Genomic DNA, 24443 nt, shown 5'->3' with positions numbered 1-24443 from the left:
GCGCGGGCGGACAGTCCTACCCTGGGACACGAGAACCTCCGTGTGATCGTGAAGACGTTAGACATCTCCACTAAGCCCGGAGGTTCTCCTGTTTCACAAGACCGGAAGTGTCACCAAGGTCCCTGCCGAGTACAGCTAGGCCTGCGGCCAGCTCGTCGGCAGCGGGAGCGCCGCGGGGTTGAGCCGTTCGACGATCTCGGTGAGCACGCGATAGGTCTGGTTCTCGCCCACCCACAGGTGCTTCCCGCCCTCGACGGCGACGAGCTCGCGCTCGGGCACGACGGCGAAGCGCTCCTCCGCCTCGGCGGGCCGCAGGTAGTCGTCGAGCTCGGGGACGACGACCACGAGACGCTTCCCGCTGCCCGCCCACGCCTCGAGCTCGTCCTCGCTCGTGCGGTGCAGCGGCGGGGAGAGCAGGATCGCGCCGACGAGGTCGTGCTCGAGGCCGTGCTTGAGCGCGACCTCCGTGCCGAAGGACCAGCCGAGCAGCCACCGGTTCGGCAGCGCGCGGTCCTCCGCGAACGCGACCGCGGCGTCGAGGTCGAAGCCCTCGGCGTCGCCGTGACCGAAATCGCCCTCCGACCGGCCCCGCGGGCTCGACACGCCGCGGAAGTTGAAGCGCAGGACGGCGAGATCGGCGAGCGCGGGGAGGCGCGCGGCGGCCTTGCGGATGATGTGCGAGTCCATGAACCCGCCGGCGGTCGGCAGCGGGTGCAGGCAGACGAGCGTCGCGACCGGCTCGCGATCGGCGGGGAGGCTGAGCTCGCCCACGAGGGTCAGGCCGTCGGGCGTGCGCAGCTCGATGTTCTCGCGACGGGCGGGAAGGAGGGAGCCTCCGCGGATGAGTTCGGTCACGGAACGATCCTCTCGCACGTCGAGGCCGCGCCGGCGATCATGGCGCGATCCGCCAGCAGTGCTCGTGCCAGTGGCGACGGTCGGCGAGAGCGGCCTGCTCGCCGAGGAGGCCGTCGGCGCGCCACGCGACGAGGTGCGCGATGCCGACCGACACCTCGCCCCGGCAGCCGGGGCACACGTACGCCTTGATCGCGCCCGCGGCGGTCACGGGCTGGACGTTCCACTCCCCCGAGCGCTTCGTCTCTACGCGCTTGAGTCCGCGGCGCACGCGATCGAGGTCGAGTGCGTCGTCGTCGTCACCGGAGGCGCGGCGACCGCGCGGCCGATTGGAGCGGGGCACCGCAGCGGCCCGCTAGTACCAGCCGACGGCCTGGCTGTGCGCCCAGGCGCCGCACGGGGTCCCGTAGCGGCCCTGGATGTAGCCGAGGCCCCACGTGATCTGGGTCGCCGGGTTGGTCTGCCAGTCGGCACCGGCCGTCGCCATCTTGCTGCCGGGGAGCGACTGCGGGATGCCGTATGCACCCGAGCTCGGATTCATGGCGTAGACGTTCCAGCCCGACTCCTTGTTCCAGAGCGCGACGAGGCAGTCGAACTCGCCCGCGCCCCAGCCGCGCGCGGCGACCATGTCGGCGGCGATGGCCTTCGCCGAGCCCGGATCGGGCGTGCCGGCGGCGGGAGCGCCGAAGGAGGCGGCGGCCGCGGCGGCGGGCTCCGTCTCGGGCTCAGGCTCGGGGGCCGGCTCGACGATCTCGTAGCTCGCGACCGCGGCTGCGATCGAGTGCTCGGCCGTGGCCGTGAACTCCTGACCGACGATCGGCGAGGCGGGGGCCATCGTCTCGATGGCGGCGGCCGGAGTCGACGTGTCGGAGATCGACACGAGCGCGAGCGAGACGACCGCGATCGAGCTGAAGACGGGGAGCGACCAGGGCGAGCGGACGTGGCGCTCGAGCGAGAGGGGTCGCTGGGGGGCGGCGCCTCCGGGCCGGGTCGACGTGCGCTGCGAGGAGCGCGACGTCGAAGCGGCGGGGCGCGTGAACTGCGCGTTGTGCTTACCCACGATCACAGGAGTCTACCCGAGGGTCGCCTCCGCCACTCAGCGAACGGCCAGCATGACCCGGATGACGGCGTCCAGGACGACGTCGACCTGCGTCTCGTCGTAGCCTCCGAAGCGACTGCGGAAGGCGATCGTGCGCACGGCATCGACCGCGAGCGGGTCGCCGTGCTGGAAGTATCCGGCGACCCGATCGGCGAACGCGTCGACGTCGGCGGGGTGGTATCCGCGGGCGAGGGCGCTCGAGCGGCGGAAGCGACGACCCTCCGGCCGGGCGAGCCGGTCCACGAGCTCCTGCGCCGTCTGACGCACCTCCGCGTAGAAGGCCTCCTCGCCGCGCTCGGCGATCGCGCGGTCGCGCTCGCGCGCGGCGAAGGCCTCCTCGAGTCGCTCGAGAGCGGCATCCACGTGGCGCACGGAGTAGCCGCCTCGGCGCACGACGCGGAACGCGGTGTGCCGGATGACGTCGCTCGAGAGGCCGCCCCCGTCGATCGCGCTGTACGCGCGCCGGGCATCCGCCAGAAAGGTCTCGACCTCGTCGATGTCGTAGCCGGGCTTGCCCCTGCGGGCGAGCGGGAAGGTCGAGGTCACCCGACCATTCTGCCCGAGGGCCGTCGCCGAGCTCGTCATCCCAGAAGGGTGAAGAGCACGTACGCGACGATCGTCGACGGGAGGATCGAGTCGAGCCGATCGAGGAAGCCGCCGTGGCCCGGGAGCCACGTCGAGATGTCCTTGATGCCGAGATCGCGCTTGATGAGCGACTCGGTCAGATCGCCGAGCGTCGCCGTGCCCACGAGAGCGAGGCCGAGGATGAGACCGACCCACCACTCCTCGCCGAGCATGAGCCACGCGAGGAGGATGCCCGCCGTGATCGCCGCGACGACCGAGCCGGCGAAGCCCTCCCACGTCTTCTTCGGGCTGATGCGGGGCGCCATCGGGTGCTTGCCGAACGCGAGCCCGGAGGCGTACGCGCCCGTGTCGATCGAGATGACGACGATGAGGTAGGCGAGGGTCCACCACTGGCCGCCCTCCTCCGCCGTCATGACGATCGCGAAGCCGCCGAGCAGCGCGACGTAGGCGAGCACGAAGACGCCCGCCCCCAGGTCGGTCGGGAGCGAGACGCCCGGCCCGCGCATCGACGGCCGCACCGACTCGACGATGCGCCACAGGCTCACGAAGGCGATGCCGGCGAGGAACGACCACCACAGCCCCTCGGCGCCGAGGTAGAAGGCCGCCGGCACGATCGCGAGCGACGCGATGACGAGGGGGATGCGCGGGATGTCGCGCCCCGCGAACCGGAGCGCGCTCGCGAGCTCGTAGACGGTGAAGACCATGAGCGCCGCCCCGAAGAGCATGAACAGCTCTTTCACCACGATGAGGCTGAACAGCAGCGAGAGACCGAGGATGAGGCCGAAGAAGATGGCCTTGGGGAGGTTCCTGCCCGCGCGCGCCTCGATGCGGGCATCCATCTCGCGGGCGCGCGCCTCGAGATCGAGCAGGGCGCTCTCGACGTCGTGGATGCGCGCCTCGACGTCGGCGCGCGCGGCGGAGCCGCGGCGGCGGCGGGCGGCGGCCGCGGGGCTGGGGTCGAGGGGGCTCGCGGCGTCGGGAGCGCCCGGGGTCGAGTCGGTCATCTAGACCTCGAGGAGCTCGGCTTCCTTCTTCTTGAGCGCCTCGTCGACACCGTCGGTGTGCTTCTTCGTCAGGGCCTCGAGCTCCTTCTCGGCGCGGGCCACCTCGTCGTCGCCGACCTCGCTCTTGAGCTTGTCGAGGTCCTCCTTCGCCTTGCGGCGGATGTTGCGGATCGCGACCTTGGCGTCCTCCGCCTTGCCCTTGACGATCTTCACGTACTCCTTGCGGCGGTCCTCCGTGAGCTCGGGCATCGTCACGCGGACGATCGTGCCGTCGTTGCTCGGGTTCGCGCCGAGGTTCGGGAAGTTGACGATCGCCTTCTCGATCTCCTTCAGCGCGCTCTTGTCGTAGGGCGTGATGACGAGCGTGCGGGCGTCCTGGTTCTGCAGGCTCGCGAGCTGGCCGAGCGGCGTCGGGGTGCCGTAGTAGTCGACGAGGATCTTCTGGAAGAGCTGCGGGTTCGCGCGGCCCGTGCGCACGGTCGCGTAGTCCTCTTTCGCGACCTCGACGGCCTTGGTCATCTTCTCGGTGGCTTCGGCGAGCACATCGGCAATCACGGGCAACTCCTTCGTGGGTCGGTGTCGAGTGTAGTGGGCGGTCGCTCAGCCGGAGGCGAGGAGGGCCACGCCGGCGACGACCACGGCGCTGCCGATCAGGCGCTGCGCGGGGTGCGGCTCGCGGAAGAGCAGCCAGCCCGCGAGCGCGATGAGCACCACGCTCGCCTCGCGGGCGGGGGCCACGATCGCGACGGGAGCGTGCGCGTAGGCGGCGAGCACGAGGAGGTAGGCGAGGGGCGAGAGGATGCCCACGGCGACGATCGCGCGCGGGTGCCGTCGTGCCTCCTGCACCGTCGCCGTCGGGCTCGCGACGAGCCACGGCGCGAGGATCGCGAGCTGCACGACGAGCGAGCCCCAGAAGTAGCCGACCGGGCTCAGCCCCGCGGCGGTCACCGCGACGGCGTCGAGCACCGTGTAGGCCGCGATGAGGACGCCGACGGCCGCGCCGAGCGCGACGCCGACGGCGCGGCGGTGCCGGCCGCGGGCATCCGTCGCAGGGTCGGAGGCCGCGGAGGCGGCCGACGGCCGGGCCCCTGCGAAACCGATGACGACGACGCCCGCGATGACGACGCCCGCTCCCAGTAGGGCGATCGGCGCGGGGCGCTCCCCCAGGACGAGCACGGCCGCGATGACGCTCAGGAGCGGGCCCGTGCCGCGGGCGAGCGGGTACACGACCGAGACGTCGGCGGCCGCGTACGCGCGCTGCAGGAGGAGGAAGTAGCCGCAGTGCAGCGCGCCGCTCGCGAGCAGCAGGCCGGCCGTGGCGGGACGCTCGACGAGCGCGGGCAGGAGGACGGGTGCCCCGAACGGAGCCAGGAGCACGGTCGACAGCGCGACCGTGATCGCGACGAAGCGGATGCCCGCGGCCGGCGAGGCCTTGAGGACGACGTTCCACGCCGCGTGGGCGAGCGCTCCCCCGGCGATGAGGAGCGCGGCGATCACGCCGAGACGCGCGTGCCGATGCGCTCGCCGCGGATCGCGCGCGCGATGTTCCCCTCGGGCTCCATGCCGAACACGATCATCGGCATGCGGTTGTCCATGCAGAGGCTGAACGCGGTCGAGTCGACGACCTTGAGGCCCTTCACGAGCGCCTCCTGGTAGGTGATCTCGTCGAGCTTCTGGGCGCCGGGGTTGCGGCGCGGGTCGTCCGAGTACACGCCGTCGACGCCGTTCTTCGCGACGAGCACCTCGTCGGCACTGATCTCGAGCGCGCGCTGGGCGGCGACCGTGTCGGTCGAGAAGTAGGGAAGGCCCGCCCCGGCGCCGAAGATGACGACGCGGCCCTTCTCGAGGTGGCGCTCGGCGCGCAGCGGGATGTACGGCTCGGCGACCTGCGTCATCTGGATCGCCGACTGGACGCGCACCTGGGCGCCGGCCTGCTCGAGGAAGTCCTGCAGGGCGAGGGCGTTCATGACGGTTCCGAGCATGCCCATGTAGTCGGCGCGCCCGCGATCCATGCCGCGCTGGCTGAGCTCGGCGCCGCGGAAGAAGTTGCCGCCGCCGACGACGATCGCGACCTCGACGTCCTTCGCCGCCTCGGCGATCTCGCGGGCGATCGCGCCAACGACGTCGGGGTTCACGCCGAGGGAGCCACCGCCGAACGCCTCACCCGAGAGCTTGAGCATCACACGTCGGCGGCGTTCGGTCATGAGGTCCTCTGTTTCCGTGGGGGATGTCGTTGTCAGGGTAGTGAAGTTCGGCCCGCGCATGGGAACGGGGTCCGGATCGCTCTCGCGACCCGGACCCCGTCTCATCGGTGCTAGGCGCCGACCTTGAAGCGGGCGAAGCCCGTCACGGTCAGTCCGGCGTCCTTGAGGACCTGCGCGACCGACAGCTTGTTGTCGCGGGCGTAGTCCTGCTCGAGGAGCGCGACCTGCTTGAAGAACGCGCCGACGCGGCCCTCGACGATCTTCGGCAGGGCGGCCTCGGGCTTGCCCTCGTTGCGCGAGATCTCCTCGACGATGCGGCGCTCGTTCTCGACGGCGTCGCTCGGCACCTCGTCGCGCGACAGGTACTGCGGGTCGGCGAACGAGATGTGCTGCGCGATGCTGCGAGCGGTCTCGGCGTCGTCGCCCGTGTAGGCGACGACCACGCCGACCTGCGGCGGGAGGTCCTTGTTCGTCCGGTGCAGGTAGACGGCGAAGCTCTCGCCCTCCACGCGCGCCACGCGACGCAGCTCCATCTTCTCGCCGATGATCGCGGCCTCGTCGTCGATCGCGGCGGCGACGGTCGTGCCGTCGACGGGGGCCGCGAGGGCCTCCTCGACGGTCGACGCGCCGGCGGCGGCGACGGCGGCGAGCACCTTGTCACCGAGGGCGACGAACTTGTCGCCCTTCGCGACGAAGTCGGTCTCGCACGCGAGCTCGATGAGCGTCGCGGCACCGACCGACTCGTGTGCGGCGATGAGGCCCTCGCTCGTGGAGCGATCGGCGCGCTTCGCGTTGCCCTTCGCACCCTTGAGGCGCAGGATCTCGACGGCCTTCTCGACGTCGCCGTCGGCCTCGACGAGAGCGTTCTTCGTGTCGACCATGCCGGTGCCGAGGCGCTCGCGCAGGTTCTTGACGTCTTCCAGGCTGAAATTGGCCATGGAGGGACTCCTTCTCGTGGTTCTGGTCGGGTTACGGAGCGGGCGTCGCGGCGGGGGTCTCGGCCTCGTCGGCCGTCGCCTCGTCCGCGGCGGGCTCCTCGGCGGGGGCGGCCTCGGCGGGCGCCTCCTCCGCGGCGGGCTCGTCGGCGGCGGGGGCCTCCTCCGCGGGGGCCTCCTCGGCCGCGGGGGCCTCGGTCGCCTCAGCGGCGGGCTCCTCGGCTGCGGGCTCCTCGGCGGGAGCGGCCTCGGCTGCGGGCTCCTCGGCGGCAGCCGGGGCCTCGTTCGCGGCGGCGCCCTGCTCGAGCAGCTCGCGCTCCCACTCGGCCAGCGGCTCGACGGCCGAGACGTTGCCCTCGGCCTCGGGCTTCTGGTGCTTGCGGATGAGGCCCTCGGCGGCCGCGTCGGCGATGATGCGCGTCAGGAGCGCGACCGAGCGGATGGCGTCGTCGTTGCCCGGGATCGGGTACGCGAGCTCGTCGGGGTCGGCGTTCGTGTCGAGGATGCCGATCACGGGGATGCCGAGCTTCTTGGCCTCGTCGATCGCGAGGTGCTCGCGCTTGGGGTCGACGACCCACATGGCGCTCGGGGTCTTGGTGAGGTTGCGGATACCGCCGAGCGACTTGTGCAGCTTGTCGAGCTCGCGCTTCTTGATCAGCAGTTCCTTCTTGGTGAAGCCCTTGGTGGTGTCGTCGAAGTCGAGCTCCTCGAGCTCCTTCATGCGCGCGAGGCGCTTGGACACGGTCTGGAAGTTGGTCAGCAGACCACCGAGCCAGCGCTGGTTGACGTAGGGCTGGCCGACGCGCGTGGCCTGCTCGGCGATCGACTCCTGCGCCTGCTTCTTGGTGCCGACGAAGAGGATGGTGCCGCCGTGGGCGACCGTCTCGGTGACGAAGTCGTAGGCCGTGTCGATGTAGGCGAGCGACTGCTGCAGGTCGAGGATGTGGATGCCGCTGCGCTCGGTCAGGATGAAGCGCTTGACTTTCGGGTTCCAGCGGCGGGTCTGGTGCCCGAAGTGCACGCCGCTGTCGAGCAGCTGGCGAATGGTGACGACGGCCATGGCCGTACTCCTTCTGTTCTCAGTTGTCGCCCCGCCCGACGGGAGGGGCCCTGGTGCCCGGCAGCTGCCCCCGACCCGCGCGACTGCTCCCCGTTTCCGGGGAGTCGTTCGGGACTGATGGGGGTGTGCGCCGTGATGGGCACGCGAAGTCAGCCGGACATGCCGACTGCGTGGGCCAGCATATCACCGCTCCCCCGCACCGGGCGCGGCGGTCGCGCTCTCCCCCGGTCGCCTCCGCGACGTCCGACCGGATGCCCGGATCGCGCACGATCATCGGCATGCGCCCCCGATCGCTCGCCCCTCTCGCCGTGCTCGCGCTCGTCCTCGCGAGCGGCCCCTCGGCCGCTGCCGCGGCGGCCCCGCTCCCGCACGACGCGACGGTCTCGCCACCCGCCCCGGGCTGGGAGTGGCCCGTCGAGGGCCCGAGCGTCGTCGAGCGCCCGTTCGTCGCCCCGCCGACGCCGTACGGCGCCGGCCATCGCGGCGTCGACCTGCGGGCCGAGAGCTCCGGAGCGGTCGTGCGGGCCGCGACGGGAGGGACGATCCACTTCGCCGGGCGCGTCGTCGATCGCGGCGTCGTGACGATCCGGTCAGGACCGCTCCTGGTGACGGTCGAGCCGGTGACCTCGGCGGTCGCGGCGGGCGACGTCGTCGCGGCGGGCGACCCGATCGGCGAGCTCGAGCCGGGGCACTGCGCCAGCCCCTGCGTGCACCTCGGCGTGCGCGAGGCGGGGGTTTACGTCTCGCCCCTGCGGTGGCTCGGCGGTCTGCAGCGGGCCGTGCTCCTGCCGCTCGACGGGTGAGCGCGCTGCGCGGGCGCACCGGCCTGCGGCTCAGGCCCGCGGATGCGCCGTGCGGTACGCCTCCGCGAGGCGCTCGGCGCTCACGTGCGTGTAGATCTGCGTCGTGCCGAGGCTCGCGTGGCCGAGGATCTCCTGCACCGCCCGCAGATCGGCACCGCCGTCGAGGAGGTGCGTCGCTGCGGTGTGCCGCAGAGCGTGGGGACCGGCGGGGCCGCTCCCGGGGAGGTCGGCGAGGAGGCCCGCGACGAGCGCGTAGACGCCGCGCGTCGACTCGCGCGCCCCCCGGGCGCCGAGGAACAGCGCGGCTCCGGAGCGCTGCGCCGCGATCGCGGGCCGGCCGCGCTCGCGATACGCGTCGAGGGCGCGCTGGGCGGGGATCCCGAAGGGGACGATGCGCGCCTTGGCCCCCTTGCCCATCACCCGGACGGTGCGGCGCGCGTCGTCGACGTCGGCGAGGTCGAGCCCGACGAGCTCGCTCACGCGCAGCGCGCTCGCGTAGAGCAGCTCGACGATCGCGCGGTCGCGCAGGGCCAGGGGGTCGTCGGTCGCGGCGCGGGCGTCGAGGCCGGCGAGGATACCGTCGATCTGGCCGCGCGTCAGCACGCGCGGCAGATGGCGATCGGCCCGCGGGGCGCGCAGTCGGGCGCCCGCGTCCGCCGGCGCACGGCCCGTGCGCGCGAGCCATGCGGTGAACCCCCGCACCGTCGAGGTGCGACGCGCGAGCGTCGAGGCGCCGAGTCCCGCGGCGTTCTGCTGCCAGACCCATTCGCGCAGCAGCTCGAGATCGAGGAGCGCCGGGTCGGGCTCGGCTCCGCGCGCCTCGATGAACGCGGCGAGCGTCTCGAGGTCGCCCCGGTAGGCCCGCACGGTGTGCGGCGAGGCACCGCGCTCGAGCGCGACCGCGCGCAGGTAGGCGCCGATCGCCTCGCTCAGGGCGCTCACCGGATCGTGCACTCCCCCAGCATGCGCCCTCGCCGAGGCCCCCGCCCCGGCGACAGGCCGGGACGGGGCTCGAGGGGCGAACAGGGTCAGCGAGTCGGGACGGCCTCGCGCGGGGCCGCCGGGGCGGCGTCGACGACGGCGTCGGGCATCCGCGCTGCCTGCCCGTTCGCGCCGCGCGCGGCGGCCTCCGCGTCCGAGAGCTCGGGGCGGCGCGGCCACCAGAAGCGGTCCTTCGCGATGAAGGCCATCGCGGGCACGATGACGGTTCGGACCAGGAGGGTGTCGATCAGCACGCCGATGCAGACGATGACGCCGACCTGCGTGAGCGTGATGAGCGGCAGCACGCCGAGCACCGCGAAGACCGCGGCGAGCAGGATCCCGGCGCTCGTGATCACGCCGCCCGTGGCCGCGAGGGCGCGCACCATGCCCTCGGTCGTCCCGAGCATCGGGACCTCCTCCTTGGCGCGCGTGACGAGGAAGATCGAGTAGTCGACGCCGAGCGCGACGAGGAACAGGAAGCTGAACAGCAGCACGTTCGTGTCGACGCCCGGGAACCCGAAGACGGTCTCGAAGAGGACCGAGCCGATCCCGACCGCGCTGAAGAAGCTCGCCACGACCGCGATCAGCAGGAGCACGGGCGCCAGCAGGGAGCGCAGGAGCACGATGAGCACGGCGAGCACGAGCACGAGGATGAGCGGGATCACGAGGTTCTGATCGCGCTGCTGTGCGTCGCGCAGGTCGAGGCCCTCGGCGTCGATGCCGCCGACGAGCCCGGAGCCGTCGCCGAGGTCGTCGAGCGCCAGCCGTACGTCGGCGATAATCGCGAACGCCTCCTGGCTCTCCGGGTCGGCGTCGAGCACGATGTCGAGCTGCGCGATGTCGTCGTCGGACGGCCCGGGGCGCACCTCGACGACGCCGTCGATGTCGGTGAGCCCGTCGCTTACGTCAGCGGCGTCCTCCGCGGGGACGATCACGGCTGCGGGGGCGGTGCTGCCCGCCGAGAAGGCCTCCGCGAGGCGCTCCTGACCGAGGACGGCCTCGGGCTTGACGATGAAGCGGTCGTTCTGCGAGAGCCCGACGTCGAGCGTCGTGAGCCCCGAGGCGAACGCGCCGAGCACCGCGAAGCCCGCGATCGCGACGATCACTGGGCGCTTGCTGACCGCTCGGCCGAGCCTGCCCCACGGGCTGCGCGAGATCGTGTCGGGGGTTCCGTAGCGGGGCACGAGGGGCCAGAAGAGCCAGCGGCCGAAGACGACGAGCGCGGCGGGGAGGACGAGCAGGGCGTAGGCCATCGCGACGACGATCCCCACGGCGCCCGCGAGGCCGAGCGAGCGGTTGCCCGACAGCTCGCCGAAGAGCAGCGTGGCGAGCGCGAGAGCGACGGTCGAGCCGCTCGCGATGATCGCGGGGCCCGCACCGCGCAGGGCGATCGCCATGGCCTCGCGGCGGTCGGCGTGCAGGCGCAGCTCGTCCCGATAGCGGGCGATGAGCAGGAGCGCGTAGTTCGTGCCCGCACCGAACACGAGCACCGAGAGGATGCCCGTGACCGAGCCGTCGAGGGTGATGCCCGCGGCGTCCGCGACCAGGCGGGCCGCGATGCCGGCGATGAAGTCGGCGACGCCGACGACCGCGAGCGGAACGATCCAGAGGATCGGGCTGCGGTAGGTCACGATGAGCAGCACCGCGACGACGAGCGCCGTGACCCCCAGGAGAACGAAGTTGGCGCCCTCGAAGACGGCCGAGATGTCGACGAGGAAGCCCTCCGCTCCTGTGAACCAGACCTCGACGCCGTCGGGCAGCCCCTCCGATGCGATCGCACGGATCTCCTCGGCGCGATCCGCCTGGACGGAGACGCTCTCCTCGATCTCGAGCGGCACCGCCACGAGCGCGGTCGTGCCGTCATCCGAGACGGTCAGGGGCGGCAGGGATCCGTCGAGCGCGATGTCGCCGAGCTCGCCCGCGCGCTCGGTGATCGCGGCGATGTCGTCGTCGCTCAGCTCCCCGCTCTCGCGGCCGAAGACGAGGATGCCGCTCGTCGCGTCGTCGTCGCGGAACTGCTCCTGCAGGTCCGCCGCCTGGATCGACTCGGCCGAATCCGGGAGCCCCACGGGGGGCGCGGAGTCGGCGGACTGGTAGCCGGCGATCACGAAGAGCGCGGCGGTCGCGACGATCCCCGCGAGCAGGACGATCCAGGACGTTCGGGCGGCGGTGATGAAGCGCGAGATCGCGATCATGGGGAGGGCTCCTCGGGACGATCCGCGATCGCTCGCGGCGGGACGATATCTCTCGATGATCGAAATACTAGATCATCGAATGAGTTATCGGTAGACTCGGCCCATGAGCGAATCCCCCGAGGCGCCTCCTCGCTTCGGCCCCTCGCACCCCGCGACCCTCCTGCTGCGCGAGCTGCTCGACGTCACGGAGGACTTCGAGCGGTCGCTCGGCGGCGCCCTGTCGGTGAACCCCACCGACCTCAGCGCGATGCAGCACCTCATCGTGGCGGGGGCCCTCAGCCCCACGTCGCTGGCCGAGCGACTCGACCTCTCCTCCGCGGCCGTCACGACCGTGATCGATCGGCTCGAAGGGCTCGGGCACGTGCGCCGCACCCCGAACCCCGACGACCGGCGCGGGACGCTCGTCGTGCCGGAGCCCGCGTCGGTCGGGCGCGCGATGAGCCGCATCGTCCCGATGGTCACGGGCGTCGATCGCGCGATCCACGACTTCGACGAGGACGAGCAGGCGGTCATCACGCGCTACCTGCAGCGCGTCGTCGACACCTATCGCGAGCACGCGGGGCCCTCCGATCGCCCGCGATCGTGGCGGGCGGATGCTCCCCCGCGGTCGCCCGACGGCCGACGTCGAGCTGCCGGGACCGAGGCGTCGCCGCTCCCGCCCTCGTCCGCGCCCGAGTCCTAGCCCGCGGAGCTCGCCGCCTCGTTGAGGTTGAGGTGCGAGGACTTGCTGGAGAGCTGCTCGAGTCGGACATCCGGATCCATGCCCTCGATCATCGGGCGGTACTCGCTCGAGAAGCCGGTGGCCTCGGGGTGGGAGGCCAGCGGCACGGTCGAGCTCACGACGACGTCCTCGTAGACGTGGACGAGGTCGAACGACTGCCCGCCGTCGACGCCGGAGATCAGCCGACCCGCGTCGGCGCCGAGGTCGAGGGTGTAGCACGTGGCCGAGGCGACGTGGACGGGGATGCCGGCGAAGGTCGAATGGGTCGAGTAGTGCAGGTGCCCGCCGAGGATGGCGCGGATATCGGAGCCGCGCACGACGTCGGCCAGCTCGCTCTGGCGGTGCAGCTCGAGCACGGCCATGACCTCGAGCGGGGTCGGCACGGGCGGGTGGTGCAGGGCGAGGATGCTGCCGAGCCGCGCGGGCTCGGCCAGCACGCCGCGCAGCCAGTCGAGCTGGGCGGGATCGAGCTCGCCGTGGTGGTAGCCCGGGACGGTCGTGTCGAGGGAGATGATGCGCAGCCCGCTGACGTCGTGGACCCTGTCCTGCGGCGCATCGCTGGGCTCCTCGTCGAAGAGCAGCGAGGAGTACGCGGCACGCTCGTCATGGTTGCCCATGACCCAGATGAGCTGCGCGCCCATGCGCTGCACGACGGGCTCGACGGCGGCGCGCAGGCGACGATAGGCGTCCGGCTCGCCGATGTCGGCGAGGTCGCCCGTGAACACGATCGCGTCCGGATCGACGGGCGAGGCCTCGAGCCGCTCGAGCGCCACCCGCAGTCGGTCCTCCACCGGCACCTTCCCGTAGAGCGGACGGCCCTCGCCGAGGAGGTGCGTGTCGGAGAGGTGCGCGATGACGCGCGAGACGGGGGGATGCTGGCCCATCTGGATCACGCGAGCAGGCTACTCCTCCGCGGTGAACCCCGTTCGCGTTCCCCTCGGCGCTGCGGCCCTCACCCACCCGTCTCCTTTCGATACGGCGCGGTCCTCGAGCGCGAGCACCCCGAGCACGCCGCGGATGCGCGAGGAGGACTCGCCGACGGCTCGAGCGAGCTCGGCGACGCTCTGCGCTCGGCGCGGTCGGAGCGCATCGAGCACTCGGGTCACCATGCCGTCGGGGTCGGGGGCTCCGCGCGACGGATCATCGTCGTCGACCGAGGCCCCCGCCCCGCCCTCGACCATCCCGCCCCGCACGAGCTCCATCTGCTCGGCGACGGTCGTGACGCACACGACCGGATGCTCGCGGAGCATGACATGGCACCCCGCGCTGGACGCGCTCGTCACGGGCCCGGGAACGACGCCGACGGGGCGACCGAGCGCCAGCGCGTGCCGCGCGGTGCTGAGCGCCCCGGACCGGCGCCCGGCCTCCACGACGACGGTCGCATCGGCGAGCGCCGCGATCAGTCGGTTCCGCTGCAGGAAGCGCCAGCGCGTCGGCGCAGTGCCGCACGGCGCCTCGCTCACGATGGCTCCCTGCTCGGTGATCCGCGTGAGCAGCGCCTCATGACCGGCCGGGTAGAGCCGATCGACGCCGCCCGCGAGCACCGCGACGGTATCGCCGCCCGAGGCCAGGACGGCACGGTGCGCCATGCCGTCGATGCCGTACGCCCCGCCGGAGACGACCGCCACCTCGTTCCCGACGGCCCCCGCGGCGAGCTCCATGGCGATGTGCTCGCCGTACCCCGTCGCCGCCCGGGCACCCACGAGCGCGACGCTCGTGCGCGCGAGCAGCGTCGCATCGCCGCGCGACCACAGCGCGAGCGGTGCGTGCTCGCCGAGGTCGTCGAGGGCGGCGGGCCACTCCTCGTCGCTCGGCGCGAGAAGACGGGCACGGGTGCGGGCGGCCGATTCGAGCGCTCGCACGAGGTCGGCCTGCCGTCGGCGCGGCAGCCATCGGCCGAGCGCGCGCTCGGCCGCCGACCCCGCGAGCTCGCCGCCGGTAGCGGTCGCGAGCGAGATCGGCGCGGGGCGCTCCAGCAGGATGCGCGCCGCCTCGACCGCGCCGACCGCACCCAGTAGCAGTCCGGCGTCGCCGTCGCCCGGCTCGACGACGACGCTCCACAGCGCCCGTGCCATCGCCTCGTCGCGCTCGGCGACGGAATCGCCATCGCGCCCCGCGCCGCGCACGAGCGCGGCGACCGCGGCGTCTGAGAGGCCCCAGTCGATCATCAGATCCCCTTCCGCAGGTAGAGCGCTCGACCGATGTGGTCGGCGCGCGGGCGATCGTCGCCCTCGAGGTCGGCGATGCTCCACGCCACGCGGAGCACCCGGTCGTAGCCGCGCATCGTGAGCCCGCCGCGCTCGAGCGCGCGGTCGAGCGATGCGCGATCGGCAGGGGCGAGACGCCAGCGTGGGCCGCGAAGCGGCGTGCCGGGCACGTGGGCGTTGAGCGACCATCCGTGCTCCCCCCAGCGCGCGCGGGTGCGTTCCCGTGCGGCCACCACCCGTGCGCGCGCCTCCGAGGTCGTGATCGCGCCGCCCTCCACACCCGTAAGCTGCACCGCGCCGACGCGCCGCACCGTGAGCCGCAGGTCGACCCGGTCGAGCAGCGGGCCGGAGAGCCGCGCGAGGTATCGACGCCGCGCGTGCGGCGTGCACGTGCACTCCGCGTCCCCCGTTCCCGCCTGCCCGCACGGGCAGGGGTTGGCGGCGAGAACCAGTTGGAAGCGCGCCGGAAAACGCGCGACCGATCGCGCGCGATGGATCGTGATCTCGCCGGTCTCGAGCGGCTGCCGCAGAGCATCCAGCACCGCCGACGGGAACTCCGGTGCCTCATCCAGGAACAGCACGCCGTGCGCGGCGCGCGAGATGGCCCCCGGTCGGACGAGCCCGCTGCCGCCGCCGACGAGCGAGGCCGTGGTCGCGCTGTGGTGCGGGGCCTCGAGCGGCGGTCGCGTGACGAGCCCCTCCCCCACTCCGAGCCCGGCGAGCGAGCGCACCGACGACACCTCGACGGCGGCGTCGGCATCGAGATCGGGCAGAAGGCCGGGCAGTCGCGAGGCGAGCAGGGTCTTCCCCGCCCCCGGCGGCCCGAGCATCATGAGGTGGTGGCCGCCGACGGCCGCGACCTGGAGCGCCTCGATCGCCTCCGGGTGGCCGATGACGTCGGAGAGATCCCCCTCGCTCGTCCGCGACTCGACGACGGGCGGCGACGGGATCGGCTCGATCGGCTCGGCGGGCGGCTCGATCTCCGCACCGTGGACGGCGAGCACGTCGCGCAGCGTCGCCGCGGCGATGACGCGGATGCCCGCCACGAGCTCGGCCTCGGCCCGGTTGCCCCACGGCACCACGACGAGCCGCGCGCCCGCGCGCCGCGCCGCGAGAACCGCGGGCAGCACCCCCGCGACGGGGCGCAGGCGCCCGTCGAGCCCGAGCTCGCCGATGTGCACGGTCTCCGCGACGTGTTCGAGCGCGAGCGCGCCCGTCGTCGCGAGCGCCGCCACGGCGATGCCGACGTCGAACGCCGAGCCGTGCTTGGGCAGCGACGCCGGCGAGAGGTTGACGGTCACGCGGCGCGAGGGCAGCTCGAGCCCCGAATTGGAGGCCGCCGAGCGCACCCTGTCCTTCGCCTCGCCGAGGGCGGTGTCAGGCAGGCCGATGATCGTGAAGGCGGGGAGGCCGTTCGCGAGATCGGCCTCGATCTCGACGAGCGAGCCGTCGACGCCCGTGAGGGCGACGGCACGGGTGCGGGCGACGGGCATCAGCACACCTGCCGCACGTGCTCGATGACGATGCCGTCGCGACCCGCGATCACCGCGACCGCGTCGACGCGCACGCGCCCGCCCGGCTCGTGCTCGGCGCACCACGCTCCCGCGAGCCGCCGCAGCCGGGCGAGCTTGACGGGTGTGATCGCGTCAAGCGGATGCCCGAAGCCCAGCCCCGCGCGCGTCTTGACCTCGACGATCACGGTCGTCGAGGCATCCCGCGCCACGATGTCGATCTCACCGACCGGGCAGCGCCAGTTGCGCGCCACGATCTCGTAGCCCCGGTCGATCAGGTGGTCGACCGCGAGCTGCTCGCCCGTGCGACCCAGTACGTCCTTGCGTGCCATCGGTTCCTCCTGCGAAGGAGGATGGCCGGGCATCCGCGCTCAGACGTCAGACGATGCGCGATCGGGGGCGAGCCCGCCGATCAGCGGTGATGGGGAGGAGCGGCGGCGCTACTCGTCGAGCGCGAGCTCCTTGGGGAGCTTGAGCTCCTTCTTGCCGAGCTCCTCGACGTTGACGTCCTTGAAGGTCAGAACCTTGACGCTCTTGACGAAGCGGTCGCTCCGGTAGACATCCCACACCCACACGTCGGTCAGCGTGAGCTCGAAGAAGAAGTCGCCCGCGACCTCGCGCACGACCTGCGTCACCTCGTTGGCGAGATAGAAGCGCCGCTCGGTCTCGACCACGTACTGGAACTGCGAGACCACGTCGCGGTACTCGCGGTACAGAGCGAGCTCGACCTCGCGGTCGTAGTCCTCGAATTCGTCGTCGTCCATCGCACGAAGTCTAGACCGTGATCGGCAGGGCGTCGGCGGCGGGGAGCACAGAGCGCAGCCAGGTCCGGCGATGGCGCTCGGTGGCGCCGTGCTCGGCGATCGCCGCGAAGTGGCCCGCGCTGCCGTAGCCCTTGTTGCCCGACCACTCGTAGGCCGGCCACCGCTCGTGGTCGGCGACCATGAGGGCGTCGCGGTGCTCCTTCGCGACGACGGATGCTCCCGCCACCGCCGCGCAGTCGCGATCGGCCTTGACGCGCGCGATCACCCGCGGCGGCGAGACCAGCGCGGGGGTGAGCCAGTCATGGCTGCCGTCGAGCAGCACGGCAGCGGCCGCGACGTCGACGCCCTGCTCGAAGAGCCGGATGAGGGCGCGGCGGCCCGCGAGGCCCAGCGCCGCGATGATCCCGAGCGCGTCGACCTCGGCGGGCTCGGCCTCGCCGACGGCGACCGCGAGGGCCCAGGAGCGGACGAGCGGCTCGACCGCGGCACGACGGGAGGCGCTGAGCAGCTTGGAGTCGCGCAGGCCCGCGGGCGCGGCATCCGCCACCGAAACGATCGCGCACGCGCCGACCGCGACGACGCCCGCGATCGCGCCTCGGCCGACCTCGTCGATGCCGATGACGACGGGCGCACCCGCCTGCAGCAGCGATCGCTCGACGTCGAGCGTGGGGTCGGCGGGCGGCACGGTCAGTCGGCCGGCACCTGGGCGGCGCCGACGCCGTCGAAGACGAAGGGGTAGTTGTCGAGCCAGCTCCAGCGCTCGATCGGCCAGCTGATCACGACGGCGCGACCGACGACGTCGTCGAACGGCACGAAGCCCTCGGTGAACGTGCTGCGGTTGTAGCGGGAGTCGGAGGAGTCGTAGCGGTTGTCGCCCATGACCCACAGCGCGTCCTCCGGCACCTGCGCCTGGAAGTCGTCGGCGCTCACGGCTGTCGCGCCCGCGGGCAGGCGCACGTACGGCTCGTCGAGAGGCACGCCGTTGATGCTCAGCTGCCCGAGGTCGTTGCAGCACACGACGCGATCGCCCGGCAGACCGATGACGCGCTTGACGAGGTGCTCGTCGCTGTCGGGCGCGGAGATGCCGATGACCGAGCCCACCCAGTCGAGCGCGGCCTGCAGCGGCGGCTGCGGCGGCTCAGGCGTCGAGGCTAGCCACCCGCCCGGGTCGCGGAACACGACGACGTCGCCGCGCTCGAGCGGCACCGTCTCGGGAACGAGCTGGTTGACGATGATGCGGTCGTTCTGCACGAGCGTGTTCATCATCGAGTCGCTCGGGATGTAGAAGGAGCGGATCAGGAAGGTCTTGATGAGGAAGGAGATGAGGAGAGCGACGCCGACGATGATGACGACGTCGCGCAGGAAGAGGAGGACGCTGCGCCGGCGGCTGGCACGGGCGTCGACCGGCTGCGCGGGGGCGTCGGCGGGTGGGGATGCCGCATCCGGCGGCTGCGCTGCGTTCTCTGTCATGACTCCCCTGTGCCTCGGCTCCAGTCTAGGCGGCGCCCGGCTCGGGGTTCCGCCCGGGGCGCGCCGGGCATCCGCCCGCGAACGACGAAGGGCCCCGTCGGAGACCGACGGAGCCCTTGTCGAGAATGCGATCGACAGCCTAGCTGTCGCGCTTCTCCTTGATCTTGGCCTTCTTGCCGCGCAGACCGCGCAGGTAGTAGAGCTTGGCGCGGCGCACGTCGCCGCGGGTCACGACCTCGATGTGGTCGATGACCGGGGAGTGCACGGGGAAGGTTCGCTCGACGCCGACCTGGAAGCTCACCTTGCGGACGGTGAAGGTCTCGCGGACGCCCTCGTTCGAGCGGCCGATGACGACGCCCTGGAAGACCTGGATGCGCGAGCGGCTGCCTTCGACGATGTTCACGTGCACCTTGACGGTGTCGCCGGCGCGGAATTCGGGGATGTCGGTCCGCAGGCTGGCTGCGTCGACGTGGTCGAGGATGTGCATGGCTGTTCGCTCTCTGCCACCGCCACAGGTCGATCGCGATAGGAAGGGGCTTCGAAGAGTGGTTCTCGCCTCGTCGATCGACGGCTCCCCTGTGGCAGAACCGTGCCGAGGCACAAAGTGAAATGATGCCATACTGGGCGCCGTCCGGCCAATCCGCGAGATCCGCACCCGCCGCGACCCGCCGCGACCGCTTCTGAGGGGGAGATGTCGTCGATGATCGACGAAACGCAGGAACCGACGCTCGCGACCGACAAGGTCGTCATGCGCACCGAGCCGATCCAGCAGCGCAGCGCCGAGCGCATCGAGACCCTCCTCGACGCGGCCGCCGCGCTCATCGACGAGGGCGGCATCGACGGGGTCACGACGAGCGCCGTGGCGAAGAAGTCGAAGAGCTCCGTCGGCGTCGTGTACCGCTACTTCCCCAACATCCAGACCCTGCTCCGTGCGCTCGCCGTGCGCAACCTCGAACGGTACGTCGAGCGCGTCCAGGAGAACGTCGACACCTCTCCTCCCGGCCCGTGGAGCTCGTTCGACCGCACGCTCGACATCTTCATCGAGATGAACCGCGACGAGCCCGGGTTCCGCGCCCTCCGGTTCGGCGACGTCATCGACCAGCGCTTCCTCAACCCCGAGCTGAGCAACAACTCGATCCTCGCGCGCGAGTTCGCGCGGCAGATCGGCGAGACCTACGACTTCGAGCCGGACGACGACATCGTCTTCCACGTCGAGGTCGCGATCGAGATGGCGAGCGGGCTGCTCGGCCGGGCCTTCCAGCTCGACAAGCACGGCGACGAGCGCTTCATCGAGGCGACCCGTCGCCTCTGCACCGACTACCTGACGACGAACATCCCGCTGCCGCCCGAGCAGCCGCACCCGAGGTCCCGATGATCGAACTGAGAACCCCCGCCGAGATCGAGCAGATGCGTCCCGCGGGGCGCTTCGTCGCGAGCGTCATCGAGGCGACGAGCCGGGCGGCCGCGGTCGGCGTCAACCTGCTCGAGCTCGACGCTCTCGCTCACGAGATGATCCGAGCGGAGGGCGCCGAGAGCTGCTACATCGACTACCACCCCTCCTTCGGCGGCTCGCCGTTCGGGAAGGTCATCTGCACCTCCGTCAACGATGCCGCTCTGCACGGGCTGCCCTTCGACTACGTCCTGCGCGACGGCGACGTGCTCTCGCTCGACTTCGCGGCATCCGTCGACGGCTGGGTGTGCGATTCGGCGACGACCGTGATCGTGGGCACCCCCCGCGATGAGGATGCCCGGCTCATCGCCACGACGGAGCGCGCCCTCGCCGCGGGCATCGCCGCCGCCCGGCCCGGCAATCGCATGGGCGACGTCTCGGCCGCGATCGGCGACGTCGCGCACGACGCCGGCCTCCTGGTGAACCTCGACTTCGGCGGGCACGGCGTCGGCCGCACGATGCACGGCGACCCGCACGTGGCCAACGACGGGCGCGCCGGCCGCGGTCTCAAGCTCAAGCCCGGGCTCGTGATCGCGATCGAGCCGTGGTTCATCCACGACACCGACGAGATCTACACCGACGCCGACGGCTGGACGCTCAAGAGCCGCACGGGCGCGCGCGCCGCGCACGCCGAGCACACGGTCGCGATCACGGCCGACGGGCCGGTCGTGCTCACCGCGCGCGGCTGAGCGAGCGATCGGTCAGGCGCGCGGGCCGACCGAGACGATCTCGCCCGTGCCCGGGTGGTCGTCGAGGTCGCGGTGCGCGTCGTCGTCGAGCTCGCGCGGCGCCCGTTGCGCGCGGCGCTCCCGCAGTGTCGTCCCGGCCATCGTCCAGCACGCCGCGACGGCGCCGACGATCAGGAGCGGCCAGAGCAGAAAGCCGAGCAGCAGGGCCCCGGGCTCGAGCGAGGTCAGCGCCAGGAGCCCCGCGATGAGGAGCTGGCCCGCGACGAGGATCTTCTCGGCGGTCGTCAATCGCCGGTCGGGGCGGGCCATGACGATCGCCTGATTGACGATCATCGACAGCGCGAGCCCCGGGTAGACGAACGAGGCGGTGATGAGCGCCTGGACCGAGGGGATGAGGTCCGTGCGGTCCGCCGCCTGGAACGCGGTGGCAGCGGAGAAGCCCGCGAGCGCGAGGGCTGCGACGAGCGGCTGCGCGAGCATCCAGATCCGCTCGCCCATGGTCATTCCCCACCGATCAGGTCGGGTCGCACGCGGCGCGTGCGCTCCAGCCGCTGCTCGTGGCGCCACGCGTCGACCGCGCCGTGGTTGCCGCTCAGCAGCACCGGGGGGACCTCCCGGTCGCGCCACACCGCGGGCTTGGTGTAGCTGGGGTACTCGAGGAGGCCGGCCTCGTGGCTCTCCTCGTCGAGGCTCGCCGGGTTGCCGATGACGCCGGGCACGAGTCGGCCGACGGCCTCGATGATCGCCATCGCCGCCACCTCCCCGCCGTTGAGCACGTAGTCGCCGAGGCTCAGCTCGCGAACCTCGATGCGGTCAGCGTAGTGCTCGATGACGCGCTGGTCGATGCCCTCGTAGCGCCCGCACGCGAACACGAGGTGCTCGCGACCGGCGAGCTCGCGGGCCGTCGCCTGCGTGAACGGATGCCCGGCCGGGCTCGGGACGATGAGCGTCGAGCGCTCCGTCACGAGGCCGTCGAGCATCTCTCCCCAGGGCTCGGGCTTCATGACCATGCCGGCGCCGCCGCCGTACGGAGTGTCGTCGACCGTGCGGTGGCGGTCGTGGGTCGCGTCGCGCAGGTCGTGGACGTGCACGTCGATGAGCCCCGATTGCCGGGCCTTCCCGAGCAGTGAGACGTCGAGGACCCCGAAGAACTCGGGGAAGATCGTGACGATGTCGACGCGCACGGCTCGAGCCTAGAGCTCGCGCTCCTCGGGCTCGGAGGCGGTCTCGCTCTCGGGCTCGCTCTCGGGCTCCGGCTCGGCGGGAGCCTCGCCCTCGGCGGTCTTCTCCTCGGGGAGCTCCTCGAGGAGGCCGGGCGGCGGCGTGATCGTGACGACGCCCGCGGCGATGTCGACGGCGGGGACGATCGCCGACACGAAGGGCACGAGGACCTCGCGCTCGCCCGTGTCGATCACGAGGAGGTCCTGCGCCGGGAAGTGCTCGACGCGCACGACGCGGCCGACCTCCTCGCCGTCGCGCTGCGCGCGGAGGCCGACGAGCTGGAAGTCGTACCAGGCGTCCTCCTCGGGCTCCTCCTCGGCGTCCTGGTCGATCCAGAGGATCGCCTTGACGAGCGACTCGGCGGCCGAGCGGTCGGCGACGCCCTCGAAGAATCCGACGGGCTGGCCGTTGTACCAGCGCAGCTCGGCGAGCGTGAGCGTCGAGCCGTGCCACGGCGAGCTCGTGGGCACCTGCAGGGTGAAGACGGCTCCGGGCGTGAATCGCCGATCGGGGTCGTCAGTGTAGAGCTCGAGCTTGAGGGCGCCCTTGAGCCCGTGCGCCTTGACGAGGCGGCCGACCCGGAGCTGCTGGGTCGACGCGTCGGGGCGGGGGATCTTCACCTCGGCCACGATCGCCTAGGCGTCGGTGTCGACGACGTCGACGCGCACCCGGCGACCGTCGGCGAGCGACGAGATCACGGTGCGCAGGGCCTTGGCGGTGCGTCCGCCGCGGCCGATGACGCGGCCGAGGTCCTCGGGGTGCACGCGCACCTCGAGGACCTCGCCGCGACCCGTGCTCTGCGCGACGACAGCGACATCGTCAGGGTGATCGACGATCCCCTTGACCAGATGTTCCAGCGTGTCAGCGAGCACGATGCATTAGGCCTTGTCGGCCTCGGCGGCGTCGGCCGCGGGGGCCTCCGCCTCGGCGGCCTCGGGAGCCTCGACGACCTCGGCCTCGGCCTCGGCGGGCGCCTCGGGAGCCTCGGCGACGGGCGCCTCCTCGGCCTTCTTCTCGGCCTTGGGCTTGAGGACGGGCTTCTTGGCGGCGTCGAACTGGAACGCCTCCTTCGGCTCCGCGTAGCGGACGGTGCTCTTGGCACCCTTCTCGCCCTTGAACGTGCCCCAGTCGCCGGTGAGCTTCAGCAGCGCGGTGACCTGCTCGGTCGGCTGGGCGCCGACGCTGAGCCAGTACTGCGCGCGGGCCGAGTCGACCTCGATGACCGAGGGCTCCTCGGTGGGGTGGTACTTGCCGATCTCCTCGATGACACGACCATCGCGCTTGGTGCGCGAGTCGGCGACGACGATGCGGTAGTACGGCGCACGGATCTTGCCCATGCGCTTGAGACGGATCTTGACAGCCACGATTCTCCAGAAGTGTGAACGGGGTGAGTCGACGCCGGTTGCGTGGGGCACACTCGGCGCGAAAGCTCGGAAGGGTTGCTCGCTGGCCTGATTAGAGGGTCGGGCGCGCGAGCACTCGACCGCCTATTCTTGCAGATTCCACGGGCGGTCGCCTACCGCCCGCGTCGAGCGGTCCGCCACGTCCCGCGAGGCGGCCGATCGAGGGGCGGATGCTCAGCGCGAGCCGTCGCGCCAGGCGAGCCAGTCGCGCACCGGTGCGAGGTCGTACTCGGGACCGGTGAGCCCGATCGTGAAGAGGCTCGCCCCGAGGCCCCGGAGCTCGTCGGCCTCGGCCGCCGACTTCCGCCCGAGCTCGACCGAGATCTCGATCGTGCCGGGGTCGCGACCGACGTCGGAGCAGTGGCCGGCGAGGATGCCGAGCTTGCGCTCGAGGGTCTCGGCGTCGCTGAAGCTGTGCCAGATGCTCGCGTGCTCGGCGACCATGCGGAGCGTCTTCTTCTCGCCGCCGCCGCCGATGAGGATGGGGATGTCGCGCGTCGGCGCCGGATTGAGCTTCGTCCAGCGATCGCGGATGATCGGCAGGTCGCGAGCGAGGTCGTTGAGCCGGGAGCCGACCGTGCCGAACTCGAAGCCGTACTCGGCGTAGTCGCGCTCGAACCAGCCGGAGCCCGTTCCGAAGATGAAGCGCCCGGTGCCGGTGCCCTTGGCGCTGATGCGGTCGATCGTGCGGGCCATGTCGGCCTGCAGGTTGGGGTTGCGGTACGAGTTGCAGTTCACGAGGGCGCCGAGCTCGATGCGGCTCGTCTGCTCGGCGATCGCCGCGAGCATCGTCCATGACTCGAAGTGCAGGCCGTCGGGCTCGCCGTAGAGCGGGTAGAAGTGGTCCCAGTTGAAGACGATGTCGGCGCCGAGCTCCTCGAGCTCGGTGACGCGGTCGCGGATGAGCTCGTACGGCGCGTGCTGGGGCTGCAGCTGAACCCCGATGCGGATGGGTCGCATGGTCATGCCCTCACCCTACGGTCGACGCCCTCGCGCGCGCCGTGCGCTCCCAGGGGGCGAGCAGTTCGAGCTGCGCGGCGACCGAGAGCAGCAGCGCCTCCCCCGCGCCCTCGGGAGCGGGGCGCGCGACGAGCTGGACCGCGAGCGGCGCCGAGGCCTCGTCGTTCCACCCGGCGGGCACGACCGCGGCGGGCCAGCCGAGCAGGTTCCACAGCGCGGCGTAGGGGGCGTACCCGATGTTGGAGCGCAGGTTCGCGATCCATCCGCGACGATGCCAGCCCTCGGCATCCGGGCCCGGCTGCGCGAGCGCCGGGGTCAGCACGACGTCG

Annotated in this window: 30 protein-coding genes and 1 pseudogene; 4 read left to right on the top strand and 27 right to left on the bottom strand. The window is 72.1% G+C overall.

Annotation, left to right across the window (positions count from 1 at the left end; genetic code table 11):
* Positions 1 to 135: 135 nt before the first annotated feature.
* The 10 genes from Q7T15_RS07485 to rpsB form a co-directional block, all read right to left on the bottom strand.
* Positions 136 to 855, bottom strand: a complete 720-nt coding sequence (locus Q7T15_RS07485) for an alpha/beta hydrolase (protein ID WP_304694868.1) — start codon at positions 853 to 855, stop codon at positions 136 to 138.
* Between the two features lie 37 nt (positions 856 to 892).
* A complete protein-coding gene (locus Q7T15_RS07480) occupies positions 893 to 1195 on the bottom strand; it encodes a hypothetical protein (RefSeq protein WP_304694866.1) in 303 nt (100 codons plus the stop codon).
* Positions 1196 to 1207: 12 nt separating this feature from the next.
* On the bottom strand, positions 1208 to 1912 hold the full coding sequence (locus Q7T15_RS07475) for a lytic transglycosylase domain-containing protein (protein WP_370689118.1): 705 nt from the start codon (positions 1910 to 1912) through the stop codon (positions 1208 to 1210).
* 36 nt (positions 1913 to 1948) lie between these two features.
* A complete protein-coding gene (locus Q7T15_RS07470) occupies positions 1949 to 2497 on the bottom strand; it encodes a DivIVA domain-containing protein (RefSeq protein ID WP_304694864.1) in 549 nt (182 codons plus the stop codon).
* 35 nt (positions 2498 to 2532) lie between these two features.
* Positions 2533 to 3540, bottom strand: a complete 1008-nt coding sequence (locus tag Q7T15_RS07465; protein WP_304694862.1) for a phosphatidate cytidylyltransferase — start codon at positions 3538 to 3540, stop codon at positions 2533 to 2535.
* Positions 3541 to 4095: a ribosome recycling factor gene (frr, locus tag Q7T15_RS07460; protein WP_182490169.1), complete on the bottom strand. Its 555-nt coding sequence runs from the start codon at positions 4093 to 4095 to the stop codon at positions 3541 to 3543. It abuts the gene before it with no gap.
* 45 nt (positions 4096 to 4140) lie between these two features.
* A complete protein-coding gene (locus tag Q7T15_RS07455) occupies positions 4141 to 5037 on the bottom strand; it encodes a DMT family transporter (RefSeq protein ID WP_304694859.1) in 897 nt (298 codons plus the stop codon).
* The gene (gene pyrH, locus Q7T15_RS07450) at positions 5034 to 5744 is read right to left on the bottom strand and encodes a UMP kinase (protein ID WP_304694857.1); all 711 of its coding nucleotides are present in this window, start codon (positions 5742 to 5744) and stop codon (positions 5034 to 5036) included. Before pyrH ends, Q7T15_RS07455 begins: the two co-directional genes overlap by 4 nt.
* 110 nt (positions 5745 to 5854) lie before the next feature.
* Positions 5855 to 6682 carry a translation elongation factor Ts gene (tsf, locus tag Q7T15_RS07445; protein WP_304694855.1) on the bottom strand — a complete coding sequence of 276 codons (828 nt, stop codon included), beginning with the start codon at positions 6680 to 6682 and terminating at the stop codon, positions 5855 to 5857.
* A gap of 31 nt (positions 6683 to 6713) precedes the next feature.
* On the bottom strand, positions 6714 to 7739 hold the full coding sequence (rpsB, locus tag Q7T15_RS07440; protein WP_304694853.1) for a 30S ribosomal protein S2: 1026 nt from the start codon (positions 7737 to 7739) through the stop codon (positions 6714 to 6716).
* Between the two features lie 278 nt (positions 7740 to 8017).
* Between rpsB and Q7T15_RS07435 the strand changes: the two genes are divergently transcribed.
* Positions 8018 to 8542 (top strand): peptidoglycan DD-metalloendopeptidase family protein, encoded by a 525-nt coding sequence (locus Q7T15_RS07435; RefSeq protein ID WP_304694851.1) that lies wholly within the window; start codon positions 8018 to 8020, stop codon positions 8540 to 8542.
* Between the two features lie 30 nt (positions 8543 to 8572).
* Here Q7T15_RS07435 and Q7T15_RS07430 read toward each other — a convergent pair whose 3' ends face one another.
* Together Q7T15_RS07430 and Q7T15_RS07425 are read right to left on the bottom strand one after the other, a co-directional pair.
* Positions 8573 to 9496, bottom strand: coding sequence for a tyrosine recombinase XerC (locus Q7T15_RS07430; protein ID WP_304694849.1), 924 nt, complete (start codon positions 9494 to 9496; stop codon positions 8573 to 8575).
* Positions 9497 to 9570: 74 nt separating this feature from the next.
* Entirely contained in the window at positions 9571 to 11718 is a 2148-nt protein-coding gene (locus Q7T15_RS07425) for an MMPL family transporter (protein WP_304694847.1), read from the bottom strand.
* A gap of 103 nt (positions 11719 to 11821) precedes the next feature.
* Between Q7T15_RS07425 and Q7T15_RS07420 the strand changes: the two genes are divergently transcribed.
* Complete coding sequence (locus Q7T15_RS07420; RefSeq protein ID WP_304694845.1) at positions 11822 to 12400, top strand: MarR family winged helix-turn-helix transcriptional regulator; 579 nt, start codon at positions 11822 to 11824, stop codon at positions 12398 to 12400.
* Here the strand turns inward: Q7T15_RS07420 and Q7T15_RS07415 are convergent.
* The 8 genes from Q7T15_RS07415 to rplS all read right to left on the bottom strand — a co-directional run bounded on the left by Q7T15_RS07415 (position 12397) and on the right by rplS (position 18878).
* A complete protein-coding gene (locus tag Q7T15_RS07415) occupies positions 12397 to 13323 on the bottom strand; it encodes a phosphodiesterase (RefSeq protein WP_304694870.1) in 927 nt (308 codons plus the stop codon). The two genes, Q7T15_RS07420 and Q7T15_RS07415, sit on opposite strands and share 4 nt — an antisense overlap.
* A gap of 18 nt (positions 13324 to 13341) precedes the next feature.
* Complete coding sequence (dprA, locus tag Q7T15_RS07410; RefSeq protein WP_304694843.1) at positions 13342 to 14607, bottom strand: DNA-processing protein DprA; 1266 nt, start codon at positions 14605 to 14607, stop codon at positions 13342 to 13344.
* Complete coding sequence (locus Q7T15_RS07405; RefSeq protein ID WP_304694841.1) at positions 14607 to 16139, bottom strand: YifB family Mg chelatase-like AAA ATPase; 1533 nt, start codon at positions 16137 to 16139, stop codon at positions 14607 to 14609. The genes dprA and Q7T15_RS07405 overlap by 1 nt, the downstream gene beginning before the upstream one ends.
* Positions 16139 to 16489, bottom strand: a complete 351-nt coding sequence (locus Q7T15_RS07400; RefSeq protein WP_304694839.1) for a YraN family protein — start codon at positions 16487 to 16489, stop codon at positions 16139 to 16141. The genes Q7T15_RS07405 and Q7T15_RS07400 overlap by 1 nt, the downstream gene beginning before the upstream one ends.
* 108 nt (positions 16490 to 16597) lie before the next feature.
* Positions 16598 to 16921, bottom strand: a complete 324-nt coding sequence (locus Q7T15_RS07395) for a DUF2469 family protein (protein ID WP_055856165.1) — start codon at positions 16919 to 16921, stop codon at positions 16598 to 16600.
* 10 nt (positions 16922 to 16931) lie between these two features.
* The gene (locus tag Q7T15_RS07390) at positions 16932 to 17606 is read right to left on the bottom strand and encodes a ribonuclease HII (protein ID WP_304694834.1); all 675 of its coding nucleotides are present in this window, start codon (positions 17604 to 17606) and stop codon (positions 16932 to 16934) included.
* 2 nt (positions 17607 to 17608) lie between these two features.
* On the bottom strand, positions 17609 to 18391 hold the full coding sequence (lepB, locus tag Q7T15_RS07385; protein WP_304694832.1) for a signal peptidase I: 783 nt from the start codon (positions 18389 to 18391) through the stop codon (positions 17609 to 17611).
* Between the two features lie 139 nt (positions 18392 to 18530).
* Entirely contained in the window at positions 18531 to 18878 is a 348-nt protein-coding gene (gene rplS, locus Q7T15_RS07380; RefSeq protein WP_304694830.1) for a 50S ribosomal protein L19, read from the bottom strand.
* A gap of 213 nt (positions 18879 to 19091) precedes the next feature.
* Between rplS and Q7T15_RS07375 the strand changes: the two genes are divergently transcribed.
* Positions 19092 to 19766, top strand: a complete 675-nt coding sequence (locus Q7T15_RS07375) for a TetR family transcriptional regulator (RefSeq protein ID WP_304694828.1) — start codon at positions 19092 to 19094, stop codon at positions 19764 to 19766.
* A complete protein-coding gene (gene map / locus Q7T15_RS07370; RefSeq protein ID WP_304694826.1) occupies positions 19763 to 20530 on the top strand; it encodes a type I methionyl aminopeptidase in 768 nt (255 codons plus the stop codon). Before Q7T15_RS07375 ends, map begins: the two co-directional genes overlap by 4 nt.
* A 12-nt stretch (positions 20531 to 20542) precedes the next feature.
* Here the strand turns inward: map and Q7T15_RS07365 are convergent, their stop codons facing one another.
* From Q7T15_RS07365 to Q7T15_RS07335, 7 genes and pseudogenes are all read right to left on the bottom strand, one after another.
* Complete coding sequence (locus Q7T15_RS07365; protein ID WP_304694824.1) at positions 20543 to 21028, bottom strand: hypothetical protein; 486 nt, start codon at positions 21026 to 21028, stop codon at positions 20543 to 20545.
* A gap of 2 nt (positions 21029 to 21030) precedes the next feature.
* On the bottom strand, positions 21031 to 21714 hold the full coding sequence (gene trmD / locus Q7T15_RS07360) for a tRNA (guanosine(37)-N1)-methyltransferase TrmD (RefSeq protein ID WP_304694822.1): 684 nt from the start codon (positions 21712 to 21714) through the stop codon (positions 21031 to 21033).
* Positions 21715 to 21723: 9 nt separating this feature from the next.
* A complete protein-coding gene (gene rimM / locus Q7T15_RS07355; protein WP_304694820.1) occupies positions 21724 to 22371 on the bottom strand; it encodes a ribosome maturation factor RimM in 648 nt (215 codons plus the stop codon).
* A gap of 15 nt (positions 22372 to 22386) precedes the next feature.
* On the bottom strand, positions 22387 to 22623 hold the full coding sequence (locus Q7T15_RS07350; RefSeq protein ID WP_055897472.1) for an RNA-binding protein: 237 nt from the start codon (positions 22621 to 22623) through the stop codon (positions 22387 to 22389).
* A 6-nt stretch (positions 22624 to 22629) separates the two neighbouring features.
* The gene (gene rpsP / locus Q7T15_RS07345; protein WP_304694817.1) at positions 22630 to 23115 is read right to left on the bottom strand and encodes a 30S ribosomal protein S16; all 486 of its coding nucleotides are present in this window, start codon (positions 23113 to 23115) and stop codon (positions 22630 to 22632) included.
* Positions 23116 to 23328: 213 nt separating this feature from the next.
* Entirely contained in the window at positions 23329 to 24120 is a 792-nt protein-coding gene (locus tag Q7T15_RS07340; protein ID WP_304694815.1) for an LLM class F420-dependent oxidoreductase, read from the bottom strand.
* Between the two features lie 4 nt (positions 24121 to 24124).
* A pseudogene (locus Q7T15_RS07335) lies at positions 24125 to 24443 on the bottom strand (amidase family protein); the annotation flags it as partial.

This window comes from Microcella sp. (assembly GCF_030645145.1).
GTDB lineage: Bacteria > Actinomycetota > Actinomycetes > Actinomycetales > Microbacteriaceae > Microcella.
The sequence above is the reverse complement of the archived record's forward strand: the minus strand, read 5'-3'. Positions and strand labels throughout refer to the sequence as shown.

Bases quoted from the DNA above. Each gene is read 5' to 3' on its own strand.
- Q7T15_RS07405 (WP_304694841.1), bottom strand. From the start codon at position 16,139: ATGCCCGTCGCCCGCACCCGTGCCGTCGCCCTCACGGGCGTCGACGGC.
- rpsB (WP_304694853.1), bottom strand. From the start codon at position 7,739: ATGGCCGTCGTCACCATTCGCCAGCTGCTCGACAGCGGCGTGCACTTC.
- lepB (WP_304694832.1), bottom strand. From the start codon at position 18,391: ATGACAGAGAACGCAGCGCAGCCGCCGGATGCGGCATCCCCACCCGCC.
- tsf (WP_304694855.1), bottom strand. From the start codon at position 6,682: ATGGCCAATTTCAGCCTGGAAGACGTCAAGAACCTGCGCGAGCGCCTC.
- Q7T15_RS07435 (WP_304694851.1), top strand. From the start codon at position 8,018: ATGCGCCCCCGATCGCTCGCCCCTCTCGCCGTGCTCGCGCTCGTCCTC.
- Q7T15_RS07465 (WP_304694862.1), bottom strand. From the start codon at position 3,540: ATGACCGACTCGACCCCGGGCGCTCCCGACGCCGCGAGCCCCCTCGAC.
- Q7T15_RS07415 (WP_304694870.1), bottom strand. From the start codon at position 13,323: ATGGGCCAGCATCCCCCCGTCTCGCGCGTCATCGCGCACCTCTCCGAC.
- Q7T15_RS07395 (WP_055856165.1), bottom strand. From the start codon at position 16,921: ATGGACGACGACGAATTCGAGGACTACGACCGCGAGGTCGAGCTCGCT.
- Q7T15_RS07365 (WP_304694824.1), bottom strand. From the start codon at position 21,028: ATGGGCGAGCGGATCTGGATGCTCGCGCAGCCGCTCGTCGCAGCCCTC.
- dprA (WP_304694843.1), bottom strand. From the start codon at position 14,607: ATGATCGACTGGGGCCTCTCAGACGCCGCGGTCGCCGCGCTCGTGCGC.
- Q7T15_RS07425 (WP_304694847.1), bottom strand. From the start codon at position 11,718: ATGATCGCGATCTCGCGCTTCATCACCGCCGCCCGAACGTCCTGGATC.
- map (WP_304694826.1), top strand. From the start codon at position 19,763: ATGATCGAACTGAGAACCCCCGCCGAGATCGAGCAGATGCGTCCCGCG.
- Q7T15_RS07420 (WP_304694845.1), top strand. From the start codon at position 11,822: ATGAGCGAATCCCCCGAGGCGCCTCCTCGCTTCGGCCCCTCGCACCCC.
- Q7T15_RS07375 (WP_304694828.1), top strand. From the start codon at position 19,092: ATGATCGACGAAACGCAGGAACCGACGCTCGCGACCGACAAGGTCGTC.
- rplS (WP_304694830.1), bottom strand. From the start codon at position 18,878: ATGCACATCCTCGACCACGTCGACGCAGCCAGCCTGCGGACCGACATC.
- Q7T15_RS07400 (WP_304694839.1), bottom strand. From the start codon at position 16,489: ATGGCACGCAAGGACGTACTGGGTCGCACGGGCGAGCAGCTCGCGGTC.
- Q7T15_RS07340 (WP_304694815.1), bottom strand. From the start codon at position 24,120: ATGACCATGCGACCCATCCGCATCGGGGTTCAGCTGCAGCCCCAGCAC.
- pyrH (WP_304694857.1), bottom strand. From the start codon at position 5,744: ATGACCGAACGCCGCCGACGTGTGATGCTCAAGCTCTCGGGTGAGGCG.